The sequence below is a fragment of the Paenimyroides marinum genome, from assembly GCF_900108395.1.
In the GTDB taxonomy this organism is placed as follows: Bacteria; Bacteroidota; Bacteroidia; order Flavobacteriales; family Flavobacteriaceae; genus Flavobacterium; species Flavobacterium marinum.
Map to the genome: position 1 here is coordinate 1 of NZ_FNXE01000039.1, position 24734 is coordinate 24734.

Annotated in this window: 24 protein-coding genes and 1 pseudogene; 5 read left to right on the top strand and 20 right to left on the bottom strand. The window is 43.1% G+C overall.

Going from position 1 to position 24734, the window contains the following annotated elements; genetic code table 11:
* The 5 genes and pseudogenes from BLW20_RS14770 to BLW20_RS11750 form a co-directional block, all read right to left on the bottom strand.
* A pseudogene (locus BLW20_RS14770) lies at positions 1-303 on the bottom strand (IS982 family transposase); the annotation flags it as partial.
* Positions 304-564: 261 nt separating this feature from the next.
* A complete protein-coding gene (locus tag BLW20_RS11735) occupies positions 565-1191 on the bottom strand; it encodes a response regulator transcription factor (RefSeq protein ID WP_091101187.1) in 627 nt (208 codons plus the stop codon).
* Positions 1191-3221, bottom strand: coding sequence for a sensor histidine kinase (locus tag BLW20_RS11740; protein WP_177165082.1), 2031 nt, complete (start codon positions 3219-3221; stop codon positions 1191-1193). The genes BLW20_RS11735 and BLW20_RS11740 overlap by 1 nt, the downstream gene beginning before the upstream one ends.
* A gap of 95 nt (positions 3222-3316) precedes the next feature.
* The gene (locus BLW20_RS11745; RefSeq protein WP_143037787.1) at positions 3317-3976 is read right to left on the bottom strand and encodes a hypothetical protein; all 660 of its coding nucleotides are present in this window, start codon (positions 3974-3976) and stop codon (positions 3317-3319) included.
* Positions 3977-4133: 157 nt separating this feature from the next.
* Complete coding sequence (locus BLW20_RS11750; protein ID WP_091101195.1) at positions 4134-5114, bottom strand: T6SS immunity protein Tli4 family protein; 981 nt, start codon at positions 5112-5114, stop codon at positions 4134-4136.
* Between the two features lie 194 nt (positions 5115-5308).
* Here BLW20_RS11750 and BLW20_RS11755 point away from each other — a divergent pair, with 194 nt between their 5' ends.
* Both BLW20_RS11755 and BLW20_RS11760 read left to right on the top strand, forming a co-directional pair.
* Entirely contained in the window at positions 5309-5836 is a 528-nt protein-coding gene (locus tag BLW20_RS11755) for a hypothetical protein (RefSeq protein WP_091101199.1), read from the top strand.
* 28 nt (positions 5837-5864) lie between these two features.
* Positions 5865-6263 carry a hypothetical protein gene (locus BLW20_RS11760; RefSeq protein WP_143037788.1) on the top strand — a complete coding sequence of 133 codons (399 nt, stop codon included), beginning with the start codon at positions 5865-5867 and terminating at the stop codon, positions 6261-6263.
* Between the two features lie 260 nt (positions 6264-6523).
* Here the strand turns inward: BLW20_RS11760 and BLW20_RS11765 are convergent, their stop codons facing one another.
* From BLW20_RS11765 to BLW20_RS11790, 5 genes are all read right to left on the bottom strand, one after another.
* Positions 6524-7909 carry a hypothetical protein gene (locus tag BLW20_RS11765; RefSeq protein ID WP_091101207.1) on the bottom strand — a complete coding sequence of 462 codons (1386 nt, stop codon included), beginning with the start codon at positions 7907-7909 and terminating at the stop codon, positions 6524-6526.
* Positions 7910-8380: 471 nt separating this feature from the next.
* Entirely contained in the window at positions 8381-9151 is a 771-nt protein-coding gene (locus BLW20_RS11775; RefSeq protein WP_091101214.1) for a hypothetical protein, read from the bottom strand.
* A 20-nt stretch (positions 9152-9171) separates the two neighbouring features.
* Positions 9172-9912, bottom strand: a complete 741-nt coding sequence (locus tag BLW20_RS11780) for a hypothetical protein (protein WP_091101218.1) — start codon at positions 9910-9912, stop codon at positions 9172-9174.
* 33 nt (positions 9913-9945) lie between these two features.
* On the bottom strand, positions 9946-11439 hold the full coding sequence (locus BLW20_RS11785; protein WP_143037789.1) for a WG repeat-containing protein: 1494 nt from the start codon (positions 11437-11439) through the stop codon (positions 9946-9948).
* The gene (locus BLW20_RS11790; RefSeq protein ID WP_091101224.1) at positions 11408-11881 is read right to left on the bottom strand and encodes a WG repeat-containing protein; all 474 of its coding nucleotides are present in this window, start codon (positions 11879-11881) and stop codon (positions 11408-11410) included. Before BLW20_RS11790 ends, BLW20_RS11785 begins: the two co-directional genes overlap by 32 nt.
* Before the next feature lie 235 nt (positions 11882-12116).
* Here BLW20_RS11790 and BLW20_RS11795 point away from each other — a divergent pair, with 235 nt between their 5' ends.
* Positions 12117-12755: an SH3 domain-containing protein gene (locus BLW20_RS11795; RefSeq protein ID WP_177165084.1), complete on the top strand. Its 639-nt coding sequence runs from the start codon at positions 12117-12119 to the stop codon at positions 12753-12755.
* Between the two features lie 129 nt (positions 12756-12884).
* On the opposite strand, the gene BLW20_RS11800 is transcribed toward BLW20_RS11795, so the two are convergent.
* The 5 genes from BLW20_RS11800 to BLW20_RS11820 are packed head-to-tail and all read right to left on the bottom strand — an operon-like array spanning position 12885 to position 16441.
* Positions 12885-13424 (bottom strand): hypothetical protein, encoded by a 540-nt coding sequence (locus BLW20_RS11800; protein ID WP_091101232.1) that lies wholly within the window; start codon positions 13422-13424, stop codon positions 12885-12887.
* 35 nt (positions 13425-13459) lie between these two features.
* Positions 13460-14083: a hypothetical protein gene (locus BLW20_RS11805; protein ID WP_143037790.1), complete on the bottom strand. Its 624-nt coding sequence runs from the start codon at positions 14081-14083 to the stop codon at positions 13460-13462.
* A gap of 11 nt (positions 14084-14094) precedes the next feature.
* Complete coding sequence (locus tag BLW20_RS11810; RefSeq protein ID WP_143037791.1) at positions 14095-14889, bottom strand: hypothetical protein; 795 nt, start codon at positions 14887-14889, stop codon at positions 14095-14097.
* Between the two features lie 11 nt (positions 14890-14900).
* On the bottom strand, positions 14901-15659 hold the full coding sequence (locus BLW20_RS11815; protein ID WP_091101239.1) for a hypothetical protein: 759 nt from the start codon (positions 15657-15659) through the stop codon (positions 14901-14903).
* Positions 15660-15685: 26 nt separating this feature from the next.
* Complete coding sequence (locus BLW20_RS11820) at positions 15686-16441, bottom strand: carboxypeptidase-like regulatory domain-containing protein (protein ID WP_091101242.1); 756 nt, start codon at positions 16439-16441, stop codon at positions 15686-15688.
* 200 nt (positions 16442-16641) lie between these two features.
* Here BLW20_RS11820 and BLW20_RS11830 point away from each other — a divergent pair, with 200 nt between their 5' ends.
* Both BLW20_RS11830 and BLW20_RS11835 read left to right on the top strand, forming a co-directional pair.
* Positions 16642-18597 carry a tetratricopeptide repeat-containing sensor histidine kinase gene (locus tag BLW20_RS11830; RefSeq protein WP_091101248.1) on the top strand — a complete coding sequence of 652 codons (1956 nt, stop codon included), beginning with the start codon at positions 16642-16644 and terminating at the stop codon, positions 18595-18597.
* Positions 18590-19201: a response regulator gene (locus BLW20_RS11835; RefSeq protein WP_091101251.1), complete on the top strand. Its 612-nt coding sequence runs from the start codon at positions 18590-18592 to the stop codon at positions 19199-19201. Before BLW20_RS11830 ends, BLW20_RS11835 begins: the two co-directional genes overlap by 8 nt.
* A 23-nt stretch (positions 19202-19224) precedes the next feature.
* Here the strand turns inward: BLW20_RS11835 and BLW20_RS11840 are convergent, their stop codons facing one another.
* The 5 genes from BLW20_RS11840 to BLW20_RS14720 all read right to left on the bottom strand — a co-directional run.
* Positions 19225-19764 (bottom strand): hypothetical protein, encoded by a 540-nt coding sequence (locus tag BLW20_RS11840; protein ID WP_091101255.1) that lies wholly within the window; start codon positions 19762-19764, stop codon positions 19225-19227.
* Between the two features lie 89 nt (positions 19765-19853).
* Positions 19854-22070 (bottom strand): WG repeat-containing protein, encoded by a 2217-nt coding sequence (locus BLW20_RS11845; protein ID WP_091101258.1) that lies wholly within the window; start codon positions 22068-22070, stop codon positions 19854-19856.
* Positions 22071-22074: 4 nt separating this feature from the next.
* Entirely contained in the window at positions 22075-22863 is a 789-nt protein-coding gene (locus BLW20_RS11850) for a hypothetical protein (protein ID WP_091101262.1), read from the bottom strand.
* 20 nt (positions 22864-22883) lie between these two features.
* On the bottom strand, positions 22884-24080 hold the full coding sequence (locus BLW20_RS11855; RefSeq protein WP_143037792.1) for a hypothetical protein: 1197 nt from the start codon (positions 24078-24080) through the stop codon (positions 22884-22886).
* A 110-nt stretch (positions 24081-24190) separates the two neighbouring features.
* The coding region (locus BLW20_RS14720; RefSeq protein ID WP_177165086.1) for a hypothetical protein at positions 24191-24734 on the bottom strand (544 nt) is incomplete at its 5' end.

Consider the following 24734-nt stretch of genomic DNA (forward strand, 5'->3'; position numbering starts at 1 on the left):
TTTTAAAAACATTGTGAGCGGAAGTATATTGGATTGCATAAGCTCTGTAAATCTATTGTAAGACACTGTTTTAGGAAACTCATCCTGCATATGTTTTTGAATATAGAAAATGTAAAAGTGCTTAAAGCATCTGAAACCGCTCAAATGAAAAAGAATCATAATACTGATTATTTCACTGGGTGACATCATTGGGGGTCTTTTAGATTTGTTTCCAATACTGTTTTTTTCAAGAAAAGGAAAAAATTGCTGGCAAAATTCATCAACAAGACAAAAAATTTCTGTAATTTTATCGAAATTAATCATAAGAAATAGTTGTTTAAATATTTAACAATCAGATAATTAAATACACAACTATTTCTTTTTTTACACAATATATTTATCCTAAATAATAATCGAACTCAGGTTCATAGTGTTTGTGTAGAATCAAAATGGTTTCTAACAAATCAGATAAAATAAAACGAACCTGTCTATATTTTTATTGAATCAAATGATATTCCTTATTATTTGGGTTTAGGGCAATTGTAAGAAATACATTGATTAATAACCTTCTAGACTAAAGTTCTGCTAAATATACTTCATCTCTGTAGCCCTATGAATGAGCGCAGCCACATTGTTTACTTTAAACTTTTGTAAAAGGTTTCGCCGATGGCTCTCTACAGTAAGCGGGCTGATGAAGATTTTTTCGCCTATTTCTACGGAGCTCAGACCCGAAGCGAGAAGAGACAGTACTTCCTTTTCCCTGCGGGTGATGACCGGCAGATCGCCGGTGTCCCGGCTTTTTAAGATGTCTTCGATACCTTGACTAAGGACTGTTTCGCCTGCAATGGCGTTCTTGATACCTTCTATGAGTTCGTCCGCTGCTGCATTTTTGAGAAAGTACCCATTTGCACCCACATCTAACATCCGTTGGATAATGCTCCATTCATTGATATTACTGATGGCAATCACGACAGTGTTTTCGTGAAGCTGCTTGATCGCTGCACAGGCATCAATACCATTGCTGTCGGGCAGATTGATATCAAGCAGTACAACATCAACCGCATTATTTTGTAAATACCCCAGCATAGATGTTGCATCTGTAAATTTGCCAACAAACTGTATACCTTCTGCATCGTGTAGCATATACTCAAATCCTTGCAAAACGACGGGATGGTCATCCACGATAATAAGTTTAATCTGTTCTTTCTCCATTATAAAGGTATTTGAATATTCACGGTTGTGCCTTCCCCTGGCTGGGAAATGGTTTCGATATGTCCGTTTAGCAAGGATATCCGGTTCTGGATATTGACCAATCCCAGTCCTTTTTTGGACTTTTCTTCTTGTTGTTCCATTCCTTTACCGTTGTCTTCCACGGTAACAAACAGCCAGTTGTCCAATTCACTGCATTGCAGAATGATCTTCGTGGCATGGGCGTGTTTGATGGCATTAGCCAGCAGTTCCTGGACGACACGGTACACGGTCACCCTTAATTGGTCCGGATAATTGTCCTCGATTCCCAGGTTCTGGAAGACCACCTGCACCATCGGTGTACCCATGTACCGGCAGAGATCCGATAAAGCAGGTGCCAAACCACCGAACCGCAGGGACTCGGGCATCATGTCGTGGGCGATCCGCCGGAGTTCATCTACCGAATAATCCAGTTGGCGGACAACATCGTCAATGGCATTCTTTTCGCTTGCCTGAGCCCCACCAGCTCTGGCAACAATCGAAGATAACTTTAATTTCACACCTGCCAGCAGCCCACCTAAGCCGTCATGGAGGTCTTTGGCCATCCGACTTCTTTCCGCTTCCTGCCCTTGAAGCATCGAGTCGTATTGGCTCAGCCGTTCTTGTTGGCGCATGGCACGTAGTTCTTCTTTATGTAGCAAATCGTTCTGTATAAGTAATTTTTTATTTTTTGTACTTAATTTCCATAGGAAATAAGCGACAAATACTGCTAGTGCCAGTCCGGCGCCCAAAGCAAGTTCCCACCACCGGCTCTTGGCTATCGCAAGTTCCTGTTGTTTGTTTTTTGTTTCGAGCCGAAGAATCTGATTTTCCTTTTCTTTTGTTTGATATTGTTGCTCAAGGTCTAGAATTTTTGTAGACACATCTTTTTGATAAATCGAGTCCATGGTTACCTTTAGCGAATCCATATAATAATAAGCCGCTTTATAGTTTCCTAACTTGCTTTCGATTTTTGCTAATTCCCATTGGTAAACAACTTGATTCTGAAGGACAGAAAAAGCCCTGTTTTCATAGGATAATTTGAGGTATCGTTGTGCATTTTTAAAATCACCTAAGTTGTTATAGAAATCGAAAAGCCCGAAATTCAGATCCTGTATAGTGTATTTATCGTTGTATTTCTGCGAAAATTCCATCCCTTTATTATAATTCTCCAAAACTTTTTTCTTATTTCCCACATTTTTGTAATAGGCAAGTTCTGTAGTATAATAAGATGGAATAATTTTAGTAGCATGTGGGAATTGCTGAACATAGACTTTAGCACTATCCAAAAAAACTCTTGCCTTAGGTAGGTCTTTCAAGTGAATTTCATTCTTTGCAGCATTAATAAATATATTTAGCCTGATTTGTTTGTTTTCATCTAAGGTTAAAGTCGCTTGAAGTGCTTTTTTATAAAATTCGGCAGCCTTTTTGTAATTAAAAAAATTGAAAAAAAGTATCCCAACATTTTCTAATTGCTTTCCTACTTGCACACTGTCCCCAGATAATCTTGCGTAAGGAATAGATTTTTTGATGATAACCTCCATAAATTCATCATTTTTGTTGGCTCTTTGCAGTATCATACCGTAATTGTTCCACAATTTTGATCGATAAAAATAGCTTTTAGCGGAGGTGTCTTTCTTTAGTAGGCTGTCTGCGGTTATAAATTCTATTTTTGCCTCTTCGGGTCTAAAGTCCATCACGATATTTGCGTGGTACAGATGATACAGTCCTTTTTGGTAAGCGGTAGGTGGTTCTTTCATTAGCTTGTGCGCCTCTTCTAAATAATGATGAGCTTTTACTGTATCGTAATCAATCCAGAAGACACTAACATCCAATAGCCCTTCTATTTTTAGTTGTTTGTTTGGCGCTTTATTGGCAATATTTAATAAACTATCTGCATGTTGGTTAATGGCATCCTGTGCTGTTGCGGTCGAGAAACCGAACATATTGAGTATGACTATCCAACTAATGGCTAATCTGAACATCCAAATATTATCCGTATTATTATTTTTCATTCCGCATTTGTTTTTCATTTTAATTGAACATATTTTGTTCGGTTATCTACCTATCAAATTTACCATCCTTTGTTTGATTATAAGAGCCTGATCAACTATTCATCTATCGTTTCCAGGATCTGGATAAAAACAGATACAACGACTTCATCAGGTGGAACATCATAAATTGCGTTCTCCTTCAAACTATAAATCCCGCTGCTGAATTCAGCACGCTGCCCATCTCCGTCAATACGGTGGCTGGGGTCTATATAGGCTTCAAAACGCCAATTTCCTTTTTCATTGGCCTTCTTTTTCAATACAATAACATGATCTTTATAGGGTGCTTCAAGCAGCCTTTGGTCAATAATTTCTTCGTAACCTTTTAGTTCTTGCAATAACTCTTCTTTCGTTGTTTTCTCGTGATTGTCGTTGATATCCCAACCATGGGGAATACCCTCAATATTTACCCATTCTTGATTTAGGCCTCCTCCTTGGTTATTTGGAGTGTTTTTTATCCAGGAGCAATTATATTCGTAACTGCCGACCCCATTTTGATAATCCCCGAATTTCCGGATCCCACTATTTTCAGATAATTCGAAACCGGGCAGTAAAACAAAATCAACTTCATCACCAATAGCCTGTACTGATTCAAAATATTTCAGACGCACTCCTTTGTTGTCTCCTTCCTGACTGCTTTGTCCTTCATCGTTTTTCGAGCAAGAAACAAGTATAATACTTGAACTAACGATTGCAATAAATTTAGTTGAAAATCTCATACTGTACATTTTTGTGGTTATTCGGTCATCATCCTATCAAATTTAACCCCATTTTTTCCAAAAGGCAAGCCTGATCCGTTCTTTCTTGTCCATTTCACCATATGTGATCAAAGTTACGCGAGCTGTTTATTGGCTACAATCCTCGAAAACAAGGATTTTAATAGGGACGCAATCGGAGACTGGTTAAGAGGCTCTCCCATAATTGGAGTGCTTGCTTATCACCAGTGAGGGAGGGAGTGCTGGATCCGTTCTCAGTTCGCAAGGTCAGCCGCATGTAGGGATACTCCATTGATCCAGCTATACCATATGTTTTCCATTCGAAATCATAGATTGTTTTACCGTTTTTCTTCATGCGGCTTCTTGTCAGGCGTTCCCGGCCTTTGGCCTTACCGATGGAGCGGTTCCGGTTTTTCAATGTTTTCGTATGAAAGAAATTAGCGGCAGAAAGGCCAAAAGGTGTTGCCCGATCGGAAAAATCGCCGGGGTTATTGGTTACATACGATTCCAGGACAACAACTACATCCGGATATTCGGCTAATCGCATAACGGCAGTGTACTCTTCCCGGTTGGGCTCGCTCGTCATGATCAGACCTTCATTGATACAAAAGCCCGGCTCGGTAGGTATTTCCATGGGGGCACGGTAGCGCAGTTCACCGTAGCTGTTTCTTTGAACTTTTGCGGCCTTGTTCCGCTGTTCCTCGTCGGCATTTCCCCGTCCGGTAAAAATGTAAAGCGCTTGGTGTTCCTCCAAATATTGGAACGTCTCATAATTGTACACGCGCCTGCCAGATAAGCTGCTCCAGGACACCAAGGTGATGCAGTCGCGTGTGATGCAGTCGGTATCCACCAGCATGGAACCGCCTTTGTTGTGAGGAGTTTCATTTAAGGACTGTCGCCGGGTGGCTACTGTATCCAGAAACTGTGCAAATGATATATTGGTCAGCGTATTGACCTTGGCACCTTTGGTCATATATTCGGCTTCGACCTTTGTACCTTTAGGCAGGTCAATGACGTAACGCCCCATACACCATGTGTCAAAGTTGGCTTGAGGGGTAGACTGAGCATTGGACTGGGATATACCGATACCGATCATCCATGCAAAAATTGTCGGAAACCACGTATAGACGATTTTATTCATACAACAAAAATCGTCAAATCAACAGAGCGAAAAAATACTGGTTTTTAAGGGTTTTTTCAGATTGACCTTAAAAAGGCAACTTTTGTTCTTTTATTTTTCTTTCTGACTGGTTTAAAATAGCGGTTTTCGTGGATAGTATCATGAAGAGAAAGTTTGGATATTTACAATTCATTTGGATATAATCCTAGAGAAAGATGAAAACAGCACTAAAGATATATATTAGTCTCGCGTGTCTGTTGCTACTGGATACATTCTTATTCCTTAGCGCGGATATTTCCCTTCCAGGAACCTTGCCAGATCGATTGCTTTTCTGGTGCTGGCTTGCCAGTACCTTCTTTATCCTTGTTCAATACAGAAAATCGATTTGGACGAAGGTGTATACCGTATTGCTTTTGGTTCTGTTGTTTGCGGCAGCTTTGCCCATGGGTGCTCCGTTGGTTATGTTGCATGCGTTCGCTCTTGATAAGGAGGTATCCTATCAGGTAGGTCATACGCGTTTAGTAGAAACTACTAAAAGTCCATTTGCAAAGCCCTATGTTGCGGTGATCCGCAGTTATGGATTGTATGAACAGGAAACTGCTAGGTTGGATATGGACTTTGATGTAAAGGGCAAAACATATCGACTGGCGGACGTATTGTCGATAAAAGAAGTAACAAATGATGTACGGACTGAGCTGCTTTTTGTTTTTAAAACGGGCAGTGTCACACGTGAAATCCCATAAAGAGTGTACTATTTTAATCTCTTATCCTATGCAGCATAACCATCATACAAACCGTCTTAAAACGATGATCCTGTTGTTTCTTATCCTTGGGTTGCTGGCTTCCTGCGATTGCATGCAGCGTATACAAGGTTACGCAGTCGATGCCCAAACGGGCGAACCCTTGTCTGAAGTTTTTTACAGCCGGTCCACTCTTCTGACGACAGAGGAAAAGCAATATGAACGCCATGATACCTTGCACCTTTACCAACGCCGAACCGATAGTACCGGTTGGTTCATGGATTGGCGATTAGCCAATGGCTTTAACTGTAAACCGCGTTTGGTTTTATGGCTGGATAAGGAAGGCTATGAACCGGTTCGGCTGGAATCGAATCGTGATAAAGGCTTGGATACGCTGATAGTTAAATTGCACAAAAAAGTAAGCCATTGAAATCTGAAATAATATGGCATGGAAACGTTTTTTCTACTTCTTACTGACTGCGGTCTATCTCTTTCTTTATGTTCATCAATTTATCGGGTATCCTTCCGATGGGCATTATATTAGAGGTGTTACCAACAACTTTGTTGTATATCATTGCACTTTTTTTGGTGAGAAAGCGTAATAAATGAATTTACCGTGTAGCATTGAAATTTCATTGTATAAAGATGATTGCTAATCACGTTGCACACTGTTATAAATATCTCACTTAATTATTCAACATTAAAACGTTTACTCTGGAATTGATCTGTAGGAATATCGTGTTCTTCAAAATTCGAGATTACCAGTTTTTTCAGTTCTTCAAATCTTTCCTCCGGTATGCCGTCCTGCTCCTTGACTGCCATGTAAAAATAAGTCTTCTTATACTGTTGGAGGATGGCTCGGATGGAGGCAAAGTCCATATTCTTCAGTAGCTTCCCGGTTAATTTCCCCACTTTGGGTATTTGGACGGAAGAAGTGTACTGTATCGGATGGAACGTCGTATCGGATTGATTGCGGAAACTGCGGGGAAGCGATTCGTACGGATTATAAACCGCAAAGTAAACCACTGCAGCTGTACTATCTGCCTTGCTGAACACACTCTCCTGCATAACGGTGGCGAACCCAAGGGACGGCTTGGAAACGAACAGCAAATAATCAATACTATCGGGATGCGCTATATAAGCTTCCAGTTTCTTATTATCCTCTACCCGGCGTAGTCCAACAACTGCGATTTCGGGTGTATACGGATCATTTTTGATATTGGGCAGGTATTCCATTTTACTCTCCGGATCATTGGTAAACAGGTATACAGGGCCAAATTTCCGTGCATACGTTTTTGCTACACGTAACGCTTCCTGCACATTATCTCGGTAATCCGTTTCCTCATGAAGGATCATATTACGGACACCTTCAAATTCTTTGTCCTTATGTTCACGGATCATATCTTCCCCACAGGTACGCACGAACATCAGAACCGCGAATGCTGCCCCGATAGGAATGGTAATATACTTGTAGTTGATGTCCCGTTTTTTATGCCTTTCCAGTTGTTCGACAACTTTGGCTTGCACCGCAGGAGCTTTTATGGACTCTGGTTGCACCGGGTTGTCCGCAATGGCTTCGACGTCGACCCCTTGGGTGGTCTCCACCGAAATTTCAGGAGATGCTGACTGTGTTTGCTGCTTCAGATGCTCCAACAATACTTCCCGAAAAGCGGTAAAGGTAAGGACATCGTCTTCAGCTTTTGGATTTTTGGGATTGAATATCCAAACCAGTTTTTTTCCATTGTTCAACCTGATCCGCATGGAGGGGGGAGGCGCCTGCAGGGCACCAAAGGGTGGAATACTGTGGATGTCGCTAAAAAGTACCCTACCGTAGTCTTTGGAAGTAAACCCCTCGCTGTCTACCGTAATGACATCACTACCCATGGATGTTTTGTGAAACTTCCATAGACCATAAACCATCAAAAAAATAGTCAACGGTATGGTAATCCAAAAAATCCAAGATATATAATCAAGCAGAAAAACACTGGGCGGAATAGTCAGAAAGCCACCGAAAATGGCTAACAAGAAATACTTTCCACCTTTACTATTCTGGTATTTGAAATGATATTCGTTCATTGCTTATAATTTTTATGGGCTGAGTAAATGAATCGCCTATTATCGTTTGTCTCCATCGCATCACTTAAAGCTTACCACGAAAAAAAATACGATAAGCAGGATTATCGGCAGGAATAAAAACACTTTTTGGGTGGTTCGTATCGTGCTATAAAGAGAACCTAACAGTTCCTTAACATAAGATGATACGATCAATACGGTGATGGCGATAACTATCCACATAACCGCAGCAGTAACCAGACCGTTCATATTCATAAACCCGTCCGTATTGATGTCAAAGACCTCCATAACAGGCTCATACAATAGATGAATCCCGATCCCGTTGATATGAAAACACAGAATACAGGCTAATATTTTACGTATCGTGGATACGTTTTTACCCTTTCGCTGCTGTTTGCCAACCACGTTGAAAAATATGATAAAACCAATCAATGAAATAACCCAACCTACCATCTTACTATGCTTTATTAATTATCATAAAGGTTCAAAATGATCCTTAAGCGATCCATCTTCGTCCATGGCGACCATAGAGTAATGCGCCGGAAGGAACCATTGTAAATGCGATTGCAGGACTGTATAAAGATTTTCTCCGGTTTTGAGCGGTGTCAGGTTCGTTACCAGTTCCTGCAATACCTCATCACTGTATTTCCGCGACATCAAAGCGACCTTTACGTCCCGGATACCCTGTTGTTCTATAAACTGGCGGAGGATAGCACGTGCCGCTGCTGGCAAGAAAGCTTCCGATGGCTGGCCGATCAATACATCTTCATTCTCCCCGATGGTTTCCTCCTTTGGGAGTTGCAGGTTGGTCCCCGTTGTATAAAATTCACCCCGTGAGGCGAAGTTAACGAGGCTGCCGTAGCTGAACACCCAGTCAGGCTGTCCTGTATTTGCGTTGATGACAATACCGATTCCACGCTCTAAAATAAAATCGGGAATCATGTGGCTAATTACGTAACATTGAAAGGGCTTGTTCGGCGCGGGCGTCTCCAACTGAAAATAGGGAAATCCGTCCGGTCCCTGGATAATTTGCGGATTGCCAGAGGCAAAGCTGGCCTCGGCCACATTGGCCAAAAATTCGTGATTCCAATCTTCATCACGCTTGTCTTTAGTTATCTCAAATAGATTGGACAATACGGCTGTTTTTTCCAAGTCACCGGAATATCCTTCCTTTTCTTCGTGTGCAGGCGGACCGATGTGTTCGCCCTCTTTGTCTTTCTTCTTGAAGAGATTAAATAGTCCCATAATATATTAGTATATAACATTTAAAAAATTAAAGAATACCCAAATCGGTATTTCATGTACCACTCGATACCGATAAATACTAAAATGATGAAAATGATCGCGATAACAATCGCCTTCCAATATTCTTTTTTATCAAAATCAAAGGTTTCTGGGTGGATAGAAAACTCCGAATAAACATGGGGTGCGATGCGCAGATCAGGACGGAAAAGTGTGACTCCCTGTATAAAGTGGCTTCGCAGTAAACGGCTATTTCGAGCGTAGTAACTATAAGCCACATCCGGATGAAAAAAACGCACCTTTTGTTCGTTGCCTTTCAGAAAAACTTTCAAAAACGTCTGGCTATACGTTGTAGTCCCAGTGTATACTCGGTTTGAACCTATAAAGATATCATAAATATTAAAATCATTCGATGATTTCGCCAATTGGCTATACAACAAGGATTCCACGGTACCGTCTAACTGCTCATAAAAAATTCCCTCACGGTTTACTGTAATATGTCTAACCGCCTTACTTTTGATACGTATCAGGTATCGTACGGCGATATAGCTCAGCCAGATCACAATCGGATAGTAGATGATGCCGAAAACGAAGAGTTGCCGACCTTCGATCGTACCGTCTATATAAAACAAAAAGGGAAGGGCATAAAACAATAAAACGATCAAACCAAACAGTAGAAAAAATACCACCCGGATACACCAGGTCCAGAACCAGTTGGGCTCGGATTTGATTTCCGGGAAATTATCTTTTGTAAGTACGCTCATGTGTGCTGCATTTAAGGATGTCAGGGTTTAGGTTTACTCTTCCGGCCGGATAATGTATTCCGTTCCATCCAAGCCCACATAGAAGCTCGTATTATCCGATGGAGAAAATGCATGGAACAGCGGATACCATGCTTGTTTCAGGTTACGGTTAAAAAGCATATCGATCATAGTATATTTTGGTTCGATAACGATTTGCCCCGTATCCCAGTGTTTCAATCCTTCCAATTGCGTCTTCTCATCCCGGAAAGTACTCAAGGGCACGCTTTCCCTGCTCAGGTAACAGCGAATAAGCATATCTGGCAGGCTGCTGCTTGTACCTTTTGGAGGAAGGGTGTCGCTCTTTGTTATGGCATAGAAAGCAGGGTCAACGATCGACAAGCTATCGTTCATAATCTGGAAAAGCGTCGTCTTGTCTATGCCCGTTACCTTAAACCCATCGCTTTCGTCGAGTGAAATAAAAGGCGCATCGGATTTAAAATCGGCTTCGTTATAATGGTACGCCAGATTACCCTTTTTATCAATACGGTATCGTTTTTCATCCATCGTTACCACCCAGGCATAGTCATCGGATCCAAAGCGGACAATATCCCGGTTGTTCACATTGGTAATCTGGAAGGAGAAATCTGTTTCAAAAAATTCTGCTTGATAAAATTGTGGCTCGATGATCACGTTCATATCCCGGTCGCAATAACCTACCCATCCACCTTCGCTCACGGGGATAAGGTCGGGATAGGGTAAGCTTTCCAGGTAGGCATTGTCCGGGACATCGGTCGATTCGGGAGCCTCTTCCGGCACATCAAATAGAGTGGTGTCGATTTCCAGTTTTTCTACAGATGTAGCCATTATCCCAAATCCAAAATCGGTTTTTTTAGTATTCGCAGTAATTTTCAGTGGTAGCCCTGGTATTTTTTTTAGAAAATCATGTTTGCCAAAGTATAATCTTGGGAGATCTTTTACATACCAGATCTGATATTCTACATCCTTACCAAAGTAGAGCCGAGCAAGCGTACATGGATAGCCAGCAATGACCTGTGTACTGTCTGTCAGCGTTAATGTCATCGCATCCACATAAGGTTCTTCGGAAAAAGGGTCGAAACTTAGTTGAGGTTCGGTAGCTTCTTTTAATTGAACTGTTTTTATTGAATCTACTTGCGTCCAATACCTAAAACTGGTGCTATCGGTGAAATTTACGATCTGTACGTATGGCTGGGTGCCATTTTGCTCTACCCGGATTTTTTCTGTGGTAACATAAGCCCGTATAAATGGCTTGATCTCATCCCAGAATACCATTGCACCCTGTAGTTCAGCCGTAGCAGAGTCGGATCCAGATAAGTATACCCGATAATCTATTTTATAGCCTTCGGTTTTGGATTGGACGGCTACTGTTTCAAGGTATTCTGTGCCATTCAGCCCGACATAAAATTTCTTGTCACCACTGGCTTGCGAAACCAGGATCAGTGGATACTGGGGTACGTGGAAGTAGGAATATAATTCTTCATGAATATTGTATCGTGCAGGAATCAACACCTCGCTTGTAGCTATATCGCGCACCCCCCCATAGCCGGGTCTGGTCGTCCTGAAACTTTTCATAAGATTGCTTGATTGATGCGTTTATGCTTTCTTTCGGACGGATTTCATTAAAATCATCCGGATTATACTGGTAGACCACGTTTCCCTTTTTATCGATACGCATCCGTTGTCCATCCTGCCACACAGTGGCATAGGCGCTGCTTCCAAATATTTTCTTTTTGGGGACCTTGATGTCGAGAAAGTCCAGATCTTCCCCGAAAAACGCGGCCCCTTCAAACTGTGGTTCGATGATGATGTTTTTATCTTTATCACAATAACCGTATAATCCGTTTTCCAATATCGGGATAAGGTCGGGGTAAGGTAATCCATCGTTCTTTTCCTGCGCATAGCTTGAAAATACGGTGGAAAGCAGTAGCATAAACGCCAAATAAATTTTCATATACGTATCGATGTATCGTTTAATATTCCAAAATTACGGTAATCGGAAAAGCTTTGAAATCCTTGAAAACAAGGATTTTTATTTTTGATGAGACTTCATACTTTTGTAATAATTAGTAAAATGCAGTTTTTGTATGAGACTTTTGATTGCCTATATCCTTACATTCCTCTGTGCGACACCTCTTTGGTTAAACGCCCAGGAGAGGCTCCTTCACTATATATGGCATAGAAAGGGAGTGCCGGTTTATAATGAACCATCTGCCCGGACTGTTCTGGATACGTTGAGCTATGGAACGGAAGTCAACATCATCGAAGTACGACCGGAAGGGGGAGCTCATCCCTTGTTTACTTACCAATCTGACACAGTAGCCAAAGCGTATACCCATCCTTCAAAATGGGTACTAATTGAATTTGGCAACAGGCAAAGGGGATATGTTTTAAATACTTACTTACTGGGATTTCCGACCAATCTCACTGCCCGAATGATTGATTATTTCAGCCAGTTATCTGCTATTGTTGAAGAACGGAACGAAAACAAGACCGAGCGATTCTGTAGCCGCAACTCTTATACCTATAAGAACGGAATCCGATATACCTACACTGATTTGGGACCCTGTGAAGCCTGTGGGCATGGCGTTACTGAAATATCACTGCCCGGATGGACACTGCAACAGGCTTTTGTGTTCATTACCAATTTTGATACGGAACTGTGGAATATGGATGGAAAGTCAATAGGTAGCTATTTGGAACTCGTTGGTGCCATCGAGGTGAAAGAAAGCTATCCCGGTCAGTTGCAATGGGAACATATACACGATTTGGTCACGCTGACCGAAACGGAAGACGGGGTTGAGGTGCAGATTGATACTATATTGTGATTGTTAAAGGAAAGTTATACGGTTAAAATCTTGTAGTCAAAAAGCGCTAAAACTGAATTAACGTCAACCCTCCGAAAATTTTCAGAGGGTTGACGTTCGAATGGGAGACGGGGGTGTATTCCTGTTCCTTTAGAATTTATAAGTCACCCCCGCATTCAATACCGATACCCCGTACCCCAATTCAGCATAAGCACCGAAACGTTCTGAGAAAAGCCAGCGCCCGCCTAAAAATCCTGTGAACCCGAGTCCACTACCGTAACTATTGGCATAGGAAGCATCATCCCCATCTGAGGAGTACTTGGCGATATTGTAGCCGAGCATGGCACCACCATAGACGTCCAGTTTTGGTACGTTGGTAAAGCCATTGTAATGGTAAGCCCCGCGAACGCCAACAATGGTGTAGTTCCACTTGTACGTATAGGTACCGCTTGTATACTTGTAGCCGGTATTGCCGATGTAGCCACCAAGGCTGATCACGCCGGGGCCACCGATATCCCACATGCCGTGGTCAACGGATACCGAAATGGCCGGGCGGGCTTTTCCGAGGCCTCCCAGAGCGGTTCCCAACCCGATACCGAGATTGGCCGTTGTGGTTCCTTTTTGAAATTGCTGCGCGTGTGCAGCGAAGGCGATAGCGACCGCCATAAGGGTAAAGATTGCTTTTTTCATTGCTTTTTAAAATGTATGGTTAAAATGATCTATGATTATTCTTCTTTGCATTCGCAGCTCACACCCGCCGCAAACACCCCCCCAGAAGTGGTTTCTATGTAATTGGAACGAGCAATGGTAAATTCAGCTTCGATGGGCACCAGCGCAACCTCTTGTGGATTTTCTACGCCTCCTTCCCATTTCATAACCGTTCCGGTGATGCGAAACCGTATCTGTTGGTCAGAGTTTTCCTCTACGGAAAGGGTAATCTCACCTTGGTTTCCATGCCTCCCTTTGTCATATTCAAACCCGTCAAGCTCCGGAGCACTTAATTGTAATGCATGAAAGAAATTGGCCGTGTAAGTTGTGCCCACAGGGGTTTCACCATTGAACTGGGCTCCGTCAGACGAGAAATCGAATACCGGATCTCTTGATCCATTCGCTTTTGTTTGTACAATCGAAAGAAGAAACCCTGCATCTCCTTCCGCAGGATATGAGGAGGAATTTAAGATGATGTTGTCTTGCCCGAACCGGTTTGGGAGTGTTGTCTGCCCGTCAATCGTTACTTTGTACCAGCAGTCGCCTTTGCTTTCCTTATTTTTGGTGTCATCCTTTGAACAGGATGTCATTGCTACAGGTATTATAAATAGGGCTGCCATTTTTCTGATTATACTTTTCATAATTATATTTTTTAATTTGCTTTTTTGTAGGTGTATTCGTGGGTTTCTACCAATTCGTTTGTGGCACGGTCATACACTTCTGCTTTTACCGGGTAACCGCTATCATTGTAGGTGTATTTGTAGAACTGATCTTCTGTTACCCCTGATTCTTGAGTTGTTTTAAATGATCGGAAGTTATGTCTGTAAGGAATCTTCCAGTCAAAAGGATTCCCCAACATGCTGGGTGAGTTTTTATCGTCGTAGTCGCCGTATTCAGTTGTCCCTGCCCATATTCCACCCAGATTTGTTTTCAAGGATGTTAGATCTCCATTAGCATTATAGGTGTAGACATTGATTATCTCTGGAGCCGGTGCAGACTGAATAATGGTTTCGGTCAACTGATTATTCGCATAGCTGTATGTGATATTCCACACAACAACGGCCCCGGCATAATTGGTTGTAACCGCTGATACAGGTTTGTCATCATTCCCCTCGTAAACATGCTCTATTGTACTGACTAGGGTTCCATCAACGAGCTTATTGGTGACAAGGAGCAGACGGTTGCGTTCATCATAGGTGTAGGTAGCAGAAACTGCATGCGCACCTTCCCCGTCATAAGAATGGAAGGCTGTCATTCGATTTTTATCGTCAAACTCATATCGGCCGACCGTCACGCCATTGTTTTTAAATTCAGTAACCAACAACAAATACCCGCTTCCATTACCGTCGGGGTTGGTGTCATCGTCTTTGGTGCAGCTTGCCAAAGCAAATACTGCTAAGAACAATATGCATATTTTTTGGATTGTATTGTGAACTGTTATTTTCATTTTTTATTTTTTTAGTTGGCTTTTATGTAGTTGTATTCCCTCGTTTCGACCAGTTCTTCAGTTTGTCGGTCATACACTTTCGCTTTTATGGGGTAACCGGCATCGTTGTAGGTGTATTTGTAGATATGGTCTGAAATGACCATACCTGCTGCTGTTGTTTTGACAGATTGGTAATTGTTAATTTGTAGTGTCTTCCATGACCACGGATGTCGCGCATAGACACCAGACTTACCATCAAAATCTCCGTAGTCAACAACTCCCTGACCTATTTTATGCTGAATTGAATTTCCCTTACTATCGAATACATAAGAATTAATAATCGTCCCAACATCTTCGATATCTACGGTTTCGGTAACCGTGTTTTGGTCATAGGTGTACTGAACGGTTGACACGGTTGATACATTTCCGCTATTTCCTATATAAGTCCAAACACCGGAGACCGGTCGTTCATCACTTTCGTAGGAATAGGACTCCTTTAAGAAAACCTGCCCGTTATGTCTTCGTTCTTGAGCGATCATACGATCGCTGTCATCATAGGTAAAACTATGGGTCGTATGGATTTCTCCATTGACATATTGTGTCCAAACGATTGCCCGGTTTCTCGCATCGTACTCGTACGTTAACAGCGTTTGTCCGTTTACCTTTTCTTCTACCAATAATAAATCACCGTTTCCATTTCCTTCTGGATTGATATCATCGTCTTTAGAGCAACTTGACAAAGCAACCGCTGCCAAGAACAGTACTATTGTTTTTTGAAATATCGTTTTCATAATAAATACGTTTTTAGGTCTATACTTTAGTAACCGATAGCAATTGATGCTGAACATCCAGGAAGGTTATAATCCTCCGGCGTGAAATTAAGTTGCAGTTCGGGTAGTAATTCACCGTCGGCATATCGATCCTTGATTCGCAATGGCGTATTCCCCTCTTTTAATACAGCCGTCACACGATAACGACCTATGGGAATATCTTTTATTTCGTGATACTGATCCCAGTACTTGTCATTGGTGTGCAGCTTCAGCGTTTTGCCTTCGGAGCCATCAATCAAGGGACCGTCGGGGGTTAATATTAATTCTACATCGTTCAAATCCAGATTGGGATAATTATCGTCGTATTCTTCAGCTACGCGAATAAGCCCGCCATAAAAACTCAGCCCATTAACCGGATCACGACCTTCCAGTTTCCACACAAAATTGCATACGACACCTTCTTCTGTAAAAGACTCAGTGCGATCCGGATGCAGACTTACCAAATAGGTTTGCCCGTTATATTCCTTTTCGAGCGTCGCAAGGGCTTTCCAGGAGCCTTGTTGCACTTTGATTTTATAAGAGCCTTTGTCATTGGTGGATCCTGTGATGTAAGAAGCATAATACACCGTGTTCTCCAGTACTATCTTTGCTCCAGCAATGGGATCTCCTTTTGTATCGACCACCTTACCCGTGGCGTAACCCTTCTCGGCCTCTGGTACTCCAATGTCATCGTTTTTGGTACAGCTTGACAAAGCCACTGCTGCCAAGAACATTATGCCTGTTTTTCTGATTTTTGCTTTCATTTTTGCTTATTTTTATAGTTTATAATTTTTATCCGGTTGACGGTCGGCAGAACACATCGGTCGCTTTCCACCATTTGATAAAAACAAAGGTATAGTGGCAAAACTTCTCCCAATACCCCCCAAAGGGGGTTTTTAGCAAGATTGTTTACTGCTACCTTTGTCTTACGAATAACCGGGATAGATCCCAATAACCAGACAAGATGATGAATACATATATACATAGAGCAATACAGCGAGCATCTCATTTACCGCTATATCTGCTGATCGTATTTGTGCCAGTTATAAGTTTAGGACAGAACCTGGATTCGCTTGAACAGGTATTGGCAACGAAGAAGCTGACGGAGGAAGAACGGATCAAAATATTGGATGATCTCAATTGGTTTTATAACAGTATCAATGTGGACAAATCCATTGCTTTCGGAAAACAGGGGTTGGCCCTTGCAGAGAAAACCGGAGACGAAAAGATGACCGCCACGTTCCTTAAAAATACAGGCATAGCCTATTATATGGACGGCGTGTACGACACGGCATTGCTATATCTCGACAGAGCCAGACCAATTATCGAAAATCTGGATGATTACCAAACGCGGACCTCTCTTTATAATGCGTATGCCAATATATACCGGCGTCAAAGCCTATATGACGAAGCGATTGCCCATTACCATAAAGCACTTAAAGTCTTTGAATTGAATAACGATACCAACGGTATCGCCCTAATATATTCGAATACAGCAGGGATCTATCAGATCATGAAAAATTACGAACAGGCATTGGTTTACTACAAAAAAGCGGAACAACTGGCAATAGAAACCGGTGACAAAAGACGGCTGGGAACTGTTTATGTGGCGTTAAGCGATATCGGCCTTTATCGGGAAGCACCTATCGAGGAATCCATAGATTATGCCGAAAAAGCGATGGAATTATTTCGACAAACGGATAATAAGCTGTTCCTGAACAAAGCCCGAGAACAACTGGCACGAGTTCACTATCACCACGAGGATTATGCTACGGCATTGCCGCTGGCAAAGCAAGCAGTCAAACAGGCCAAAGAACTGGGGATTGACCACTATATTACCGAAGCGATTGAGCTGACATCCAGCATCTATTTCTACCAGGGAGAGTATGAACAATGCATCGAAGCGGCATTGGAGGTATTGGCGATTGATTCGACAGATTACAATATATCCCGAGGGGCCTATGCTAAATTGGTAGCAGCCAACGCTTTCCTTGGGAATTCGGATCTCACCCATGAGTATATGATTAAATATGAGGAGATCGTAGACCGATACAGTAACGAAAATTACCAAAACTCCCTTTCGGCAATGGAAGTAAAATACGAAACCGAAAAGAAAGAACTCAAAATAAGCGCATTGGAAAAACAACGACAACTGTATACGTGGCTCGGCGTTGCCGGGGCAACCATTCTGCTGATCGCATTGGCTTTTGCCTTTATCCGCTACCGTCTGGCGGTGAGCCGCCGGAAACTTGCCGAAGAGGAAGCCCAGCGGCTCGAACAGGAAAAACAGCTCGTCGCCGTACATGCCACGCTCGATGGAGAAGCTGCCGAACGCACCCGCCTGGCCAAAGACCTGCACGACGGACTGGGCGGGATGCTGTCTGCCGTAAAGATGAACTTACCGAAAGTAAAGGGCGATGCCCTGCTGGAAGCTGTGGATGTCACCCGTTTTCAGACGGCGCTGGGTATGCTGGACGATTCCATACAGGAGCTCCGCCGCGTGGCACACCACATGATGCCCGAGTCGTTGCTGCGCTACGGGCTGAAAGTTTCGCTTGCCGATTTTTGTGCTGCCATCCCGACAGCAGATTTCCATTATTTCGGAGATGAATCGCGCCTGTCCAATAAGCTGGAAATTATGGTGTATCGCTGTATCCACGAGCTGGTCAACAATGCACTGAAACACGCTGATGCCGAGCATATCAACGTGCAGCTGGTGCAGGAACCCGATCGTATCTCCTTCACGGTACAGGACGATGGAAACGGGTTCGATCAGCATACCGTTTCCGAGGGTATGGGGTTACGGAACATCCGTCAGCGTGTGGAAGCGTTTCAGGGTAAACTGGATATTTACTCTTCGCAGGAAGGTACCGAAGTACATGTAGAACTGGAACTGACAAAAAAGGAACAACATGATTAAGGTAGCCATTGTAGACGACCATAAAATCCTGACCGATGGACTTAAAAGTCTTATTGAAGAATCTGGCATAGGGAAAGTTGTCGGTGTGGCACATAGTGCCGGCGAATGTCGCAACTCCATTGGTTTCTGGAAACCCGATGTGGTGCTCCTCGACGTAGGCTTGCCGGATATCAGCGGGGTAGACTTCTGCACGGAACTCAAAGACCGTTTCCCGGAGCTCAAGGTCTTGGCGCTGACTACGCATAATGAATACAGTGTAGTACGGCAGATGCTGGAAAATGGAGCCTCAGGTTATTTGATCAAAAACGCCATGACGGAGGAAGTACTTGCGGGGATACAGGCGGTTGCTGCCGGCGAGACCTTTCTTTGCCATGAAATCGATGTGCTGATGAAACGGCCCAAAGAAACTCATCTGTGGCTCAGCCAGCGGGAGCGGGAAATGCTGAAACTGGTAGCCGAGGGATTGACCAATAGTGAAATAGCCGACCGAATCTTCCTGAGTCCGGAAACGATCAAAAGCTACCGCAAAAACTTGCTGCTGAAACTGGATGCCAAAAACACTGCCGTACTTGTTAGGATAGCCCTTGAACGAAAGCTGATTTAGGGAAGGAGATGTAGACCTTTTGCTTACTTCCTGATCTTTTCCAGTTCGGCTTTTCGGTCGCTGAATTGAATCAAGATCGATTCCGGCTCCCATACATCATCCTCCGTCTTTCCATGACCTAAAGACCTGTAGTCGATTACCCTATCGTCCTTGATAAAATATTCACACCGCCAAACAGACTGGGTGTAATGATTAAGACGCATACGTTTTACTTCTTCAAGCGCATAGACCAGTCTTCCATCTTTCAAAAGATAGATTTCGGTGTATAGCTGGTCTTCGCGATACCACGTGATACGGAAAGATTGTGTGTGTGCATCGGGTTGGCCAACAGTATAGAATTCGGGATATCCGTTACAGTCAGTCACGGCATCAATAGTGTGGTCTGAGGTTTTGAAATATAGATCCCGGACGATTTTTATCGGCGCTTTTGCCTCTGCTAAGGACTGCTGGGCAAACACCTGAGTAGACATACCCATGTATAAAAACGCAGCAATGAACAGCTTTTTTTGCAGCGTAATGAAGTAGGATCGCATATCATTCCAGATTTGTATTTTAGTTTTCATACCTCAATTTTTCTTATTACAATTGATGTAAAACAAAGTTAGCTGGTCGTTTCCAGGCAATCCACGGAAACGAGGAAAAATGAACATCTTTAACTACTAAAATCAATCCACCCACGCTTTCTGCGTTCTATTTCTTCATTTCGTTTTTTCAGCTCAGCTTCGGTAGGTACAACTTCTTCGCCTTTGGTATTGATATAATATTCGCGGCCATCTTTTTTTACTTTGGTAAATCCGGCAGCAAAATTTTCCATGTACTCAAGCTCTACAGGAACGACTAGTTGAAACTGTTTGTTGATATAGCCGCCTTTTGCATCCTTGCGTACCCATGCCAACCCATCGTAGAAATGACCACAGCCGTTAAACTCCGGTTCGTACAGCACCTTAAAATTGTAGTCCATAAAGCCCAGTTTGCCGTTCTGCCGGTAAGCCACATAATTGTTGCTCCCATATTGACCGATGTACTCAAAGTCGGTAGCCAATAGCAAACGACCTTCTCTGTCGTAAATATCAATGCCATCATCACCTTTATCGGCATAGATGCGGTCGCAGGCATAGTCGAACGTTATTTGGTCATACCGTAAAGGAATCACCGTACGCCCATCCCGGTCGATAAGCCCCTTTTTCTTATTTTGTTCCACAGTCGTCATTGCATACCTAAAGTATTCGGTTTTGTTGTAGATAAAAGGAATCCGGATACGGAATTGCTCATCTGCGTATCCCCAGTGATCACCCTTTTTTATCTCGATCCTGCCCTTATAAAAAGAACGCATATCGTCATATTCTGGCGGAAGCAATTCGGTTAATGTGGTATCTATTAATCCTATTTTGCCATTCCGATATACTTTGGCCCAATCTTTCCGTTCACCATATTCCAATGGATAGAGTTTGGTATATGGAAAATTAGTGAGGACTTGTCCCGTTTTCGATGAAAAGAACTTAAAGTCAGATCCACCTTTGTTGTATAGCAATCTTGAACCGAACGCGTTTATTTCGTAATAGTCTTCTCCCTCAGAAAGCAATTGGTCATGGGTATTGATGAGAAGCTGACGGATGATGCTATAATTTCGCTGGCCTACAACCATTATTCCATAAGCATTAACAGCTCCGGCAGCCGGATATTTGGGAGGGATGATTTCGTTGCCATCCTCATCAATATAACCGTATAGGTTTCCGTAATAATCGTTCGGATCTTTAATGCTTACAACCGCAAAACCATTTGAAAATGAGTAAACATCTTTATAATTTTTGATGCGTTTGATTACTTTAAATTGATTATCCATCAACACATAAGTACTGTCCTTATAAGCGATTTTTCGATTGCCTGAAGTCCCTGTACCCTCGTATTCAATAGGCAATACGATTTGATTCTGAAGGTTGATAAAACCTGCTTTCCCATTTTTATAGGCAGCAAGAACACCATCGTCCGAAATAACGCCGAAAGAAGTGTATTCCATAGGAATGACTACATTTCCATAACGATCCCAAAGCCCGACCAAAGTATCCCGGCGGGCGTGTATATACCTGTCCTGTATTAATTTTATAGCAGCGTATTGTGTGTCCAGCAGCAATTTTCCGCTTACGTCCGCCAAGCCAAAGATATTGACCAGATCTGCTGCCGGATTATATACCCCGAGTCGATAAAAATCAGTTTCCCACGGTTCGATTTGATCATATTGGTTAGGTAACAGGAAATTGCCCAGCGTATCGATCATGCCCCACTTTAGATCTTTCCGCACGATCGCTACCCCGTTTTTAAAGGCCTTTACTTCCTCATAGATGGCGGGGATGATGATCTGGCCGTTTTTGTCAATGAATCCCTTTCTCAGACCTATGGAAACTGCGGCCCGGTTTTCGTGGAATGGTTCCGCCCAGTCAAATCGGGGTTTGATGACTGTTTTGCCTTTAGGGTTGATATAACCCCACTTACCCTTTATTTCCACCGGAGCTAATCCTTCGGCAAACGAATAAGCATGCGGTGCTTTTATCCGTCGCAATAATTTGCCCCGACTGTTGATATAGCGATACCCATGGTCATCCTGTGCCAGCGCCATTCCGTTGGCAAAGTCTGTTGCCCATAAAAAGGTTGGCTTTATGACCTGTTTTCCATCCGTGGAAATATAGCCCCATAGGCTGTCCTGCCGCACCAAAGCCCAGCCGTTCAGGGTGTCTCCTATATAGTTGTAATGGGGTATGCCACTTTGTTGGGTAACGAGATTTCTGGGACCAAAGCAGGAAGTCAGCAGGCTGCTACTGGCGATGAGTACCATCGGGAGGAAGCGGTAATAGGCGATATTATTTTTCATCATGGTATTAGGTATATAAAAATTCAACAACTTTTTGATGCTGACCGATCTGCATATCCTTGGATACCTGCGTTAACAGGTGGTTTGCCAGCCGGACATTTAACTTTTTGAAAGTATATCGGTAAGGAATGCCCGTTCCGATAAAAAAGAAAATCGGGAAAACATAGCACATCGCTTCCGTGATGATACCCTCGTGTATTATCTGGCGCTTTGGTCTATCATTTTTGGGAAGCACCGCAAGAGCCCTGATCTGATCTTCGTTAAAGGGGGGAGTCTCGCTCGTTGCATTCAAAGCAGCTTCATGGTACCGCATATCCAACAACAAACGGCTATGGGGAAGATAGTCCAGCGTTATATCCGTATCCGTCAGGGTATCAAATCGTTTTATTTTCCATCCCAACAGGGTATCCTTACTGGCAATAGATACGGCTTGCCCGTCAACGTGATAAACGAACAGGTTTTCCTCGATTCCATTTGCCGACAACCGTCCGGAACAGATATGCTTCCTGTTTTGCCGCATATCCGTGCGTAATGCTTTCCGGTGTGTATCATATGATCGTGTATAGTGATGGGCAATAGCGATCAGCCATAAAAAGATTCCGGCAATCAAAACGAAAATGAGTACCGCTTCCATTCCGTTCGGTTTGATGTATACCGCCAACGCGATATGGGAACCGAGCACGATAAACAGGAAGAGTTCCATCAAAAAAAACCGAAGGAAATTCCGGTGAACGGCCTTGAACACATCTTTTAAAAGATGTACTTCGTCTGCTCCGAGTGGTTGTGGGTTGTTCATTTCGTCTAAGGTTTATCCTATCAATTTATTTCAGCAGGTTCTCCAACCGGCCGGTCTACGGTCACCTTTTCTTTGGTTTTTACCATTAAATCACTGATCTCATCCGTAGCTATATTCCAACGGAAACTAACGGCATATTTGTGGTAGAAGAACTGGATTTCCCATATATCTGTAGCAACTCGTTTACTATAGGTGTCTATTCCGGCTATCCATGCCGTAAGATTATATTCCGCATAGTTTTTCAGGTGCCGCATCAACATATAGCGGAAATTGTGAATGGTGTAACTCCCCTCTGTTTCATAGGGAGCAGCCATATTGGAGATTTTATAACGATCGCCCTCTTTTTCCAGCACGCTCAAAAGATCTTCCTTTAACTCCGGAACATCATATGTGAAGGCTTTGGCATAGGAAGCGTCAGGTCGGGGATATTTGGCCAGTTCCTCATTTCTTAGCCGGATATAATCCTGACGGTGCGCCTGATAATACTCCGTCATGTTGTCGACGACTTCGGTTATGATTCCATTGGAATCTTTCTCGTCACTGCTTGCTTCATCGTATAGCGACCATCGAAAGCTACTTAGGGTACTATCTAATTGCTGCAGAGGAGTATTGCTTTTGGGAGCCTGCCCGCTCAGCCACCCAGGGGGCTGCCGCTCCCCTGTATATACCCACAGTTCAGGTTTAGACACAAGGTTATCCCTTATGTTCCAGCTGAATTTCAATGCATACAGCCGGTCGACGACCGTGATCTGCCACAGGTCGTCCTGTATCGAGTCGACAAAGAACAGTTCTCCATACATACGTTGGTTTATCACCTGTTCCTGTGTATGGTGTTTTTCGGCTTTTAAATATTCCATTGCATATCCATTCAGGATCTCGGTTACAAAACGGGTGTCTGCAATTCCCAGCGTGCGAAAATTCCCGACTCCCTGTGCCAGCCGGAGCACTTCTTCTAAGGAAAAACTCTGATCTTCATAAGGCACATAAAAATCCGGCACCAATTCATAACCGGGCAAGATGTCCGGAGCGGAAGGATAACGAGCCAAGTCAGCTTTTCGTAAGCGGAGATACTCCTCCCGATGCTGCTGAAAGAAAGCGTCCATGTGCTTATATACCGGATGTCGCCATACTCCATCGATGTGGTTTTCCACCCAATCGATCCAATGCTCGAAATCTGTTGCCTTTTCCCTTCGGTAGGGCTGCATCCAATCATTCATCTCTTTGCGGAGCTGTTGCTCTGCGGTTAATTGATCCGTAGTTTGCCCCTGGCAGGAACTTATGCACGCTATTAGGGAAAAGTATATCAACAATATGCGTATCTGCTGTATCATACTATCAAGGTAATCTGCCATTCATTTCCTTGGATTAAATCGGCAAACTGGATCTCACCGTAGGCAAATTTATGAGACACTTCTTCGCGGCTCATCCCTTGTTGTTCAATGAGGTAATTTATGATATATCCACTTAACGCAGCTGCTCCGAACCGGGTATCTGCAAGGCTGAGCATACGGAAATTCCCCACATTTTGCAGCACCTTGAACAGCTCTTTCGTCTCGAAATCTATATCACGATATGTGCTACGAAAAAGGGGCGTAGGCTCATAACCGGGCAGTAATTCAGGTGCGGGTTTGTAACGAGCCAAATCCGCCTTCCGCAAGCGGAGATACTGCTGCTGATGTTTCTGGTAAAAACTGTCCATGTGTTTATAAACCGGATATTCCAATACATAAATTTCAAGTTTTTCCACTCGTTTCACCCATTGCTCGAAATCCGCCACTTTTTCCCTACGATAAGGTTCCATCCACTCATCCATCTCCTTACGGAGTTGCTGCTCTTCGGTTAATAATTCTGTAGTTTGCCCCTGACAGGAA

What these genes read in the sequence shown, in the direction of transcription:
- BLW20_RS11735 (WP_091101187.1), bottom strand. Translation starts at nt 1,191, where the DNA reads ATGGAGAAAGAACAGATTAAACTTATTATCGTGGATGACCATCCCGTC.
- BLW20_RS11740 (WP_177165082.1), bottom strand. Translation starts at nt 3,221, where the DNA reads ATGAAAAATAATAATACGGATAATATTTGGATGTTCAGATTAGCCATT.
- BLW20_RS11745 (WP_143037787.1), bottom strand. Translation starts at nt 3,976, where the DNA reads ATGAGATTTTCAACTAAATTTATTGCAATCGTTAGTTCAAGTATTATA.
- BLW20_RS11750 (WP_091101195.1), bottom strand. Translation starts at nt 5,114, where the DNA reads ATGAATAAAATCGTCTATACGTGGTTTCCGACAATTTTTGCATGGATG.
- BLW20_RS11755 (WP_091101199.1), top strand. Translation starts at nt 5,309, where the DNA reads ATGAAAACAGCACTAAAGATATATATTAGTCTCGCGTGTCTGTTGCTA.
- BLW20_RS11760 (WP_143037788.1), top strand. Translation starts at nt 5,865, where the DNA reads ATGCAGCATAACCATCATACAAACCGTCTTAAAACGATGATCCTGTTG.
- BLW20_RS11765 (WP_091101207.1), bottom strand. Translation starts at nt 7,909, where the DNA reads ATGAACGAATATCATTTCAAATACCAGAATAGTAAAGGTGGAAAGTAT.
- BLW20_RS11775 (WP_091101214.1), bottom strand. Translation starts at nt 9,151, where the DNA reads ATGGGACTATTTAATCTCTTCAAGAAGAAAGACAAAGAGGGCGAACAC.
- BLW20_RS11780 (WP_091101218.1), bottom strand. Translation starts at nt 9,912, where the DNA reads ATGAGCGTACTTACAAAAGATAATTTCCCGGAAATCAAATCCGAGCCC.
- BLW20_RS11790 (WP_091101224.1), bottom strand. Translation starts at nt 11,881, where the DNA reads ATGAAAATTTATTTGGCGTTTATGCTACTGCTTTCCACCGTATTTTCA.
- BLW20_RS11800 (WP_091101232.1), bottom strand. Translation starts at nt 13,424, where the DNA reads ATGAAAAAAGCAATCTTTACCCTTATGGCGGTCGCTATCGCCTTCGCT.
- BLW20_RS11805 (WP_143037790.1), bottom strand. Translation starts at nt 14,083, where the DNA reads ATGAAAAGTATAATCAGAAAAATGGCAGCCCTATTTATAATACCTGTA.
- BLW20_RS11810 (WP_143037791.1), bottom strand. Translation starts at nt 14,889, where the DNA reads ATGAAAATAACAGTTCACAATACAATCCAAAAAATATGCATATTGTTC.
- BLW20_RS11815 (WP_091101239.1), bottom strand. Translation starts at nt 15,659, where the DNA reads ATGAAAACGATATTTCAAAAAACAATAGTACTGTTCTTGGCAGCGGTT.
- BLW20_RS11820 (WP_091101242.1), bottom strand. Translation starts at nt 16,441, where the DNA reads ATGAAAGCAAAAATCAGAAAAACAGGCATAATGTTCTTGGCAGCAGTG.
- BLW20_RS11830 (WP_091101248.1), top strand. Translation starts at nt 16,642, where the DNA reads ATGATGAATACATATATACATAGAGCAATACAGCGAGCATCTCATTTA.
- BLW20_RS11835 (WP_091101251.1), top strand. Translation starts at nt 18,590, where the DNA reads ATGATTAAGGTAGCCATTGTAGACGACCATAAAATCCTGACCGATGGA.
- BLW20_RS11840 (WP_091101255.1), bottom strand. Translation starts at nt 19,764, where the DNA reads ATGAAAACTAAAATACAAATCTGGAATGATATGCGATCCTACTTCATT.
- BLW20_RS11845 (WP_091101258.1), bottom strand. Translation starts at nt 22,070, where the DNA reads ATGATGAAAAATAATATCGCCTATTACCGCTTCCTCCCGATGGTACTC.
- BLW20_RS11850 (WP_091101262.1), bottom strand. Translation starts at nt 22,863, where the DNA reads ATGAACAACCCACAACCACTCGGAGCAGACGAAGTACATCTTTTAAAA.
- BLW20_RS11855 (WP_143037792.1), bottom strand. Translation starts at nt 24,080, where the DNA reads ATGAATGATTGGATGCAGCCCTACCGAAGGGAAAAGGCAACAGATTTC.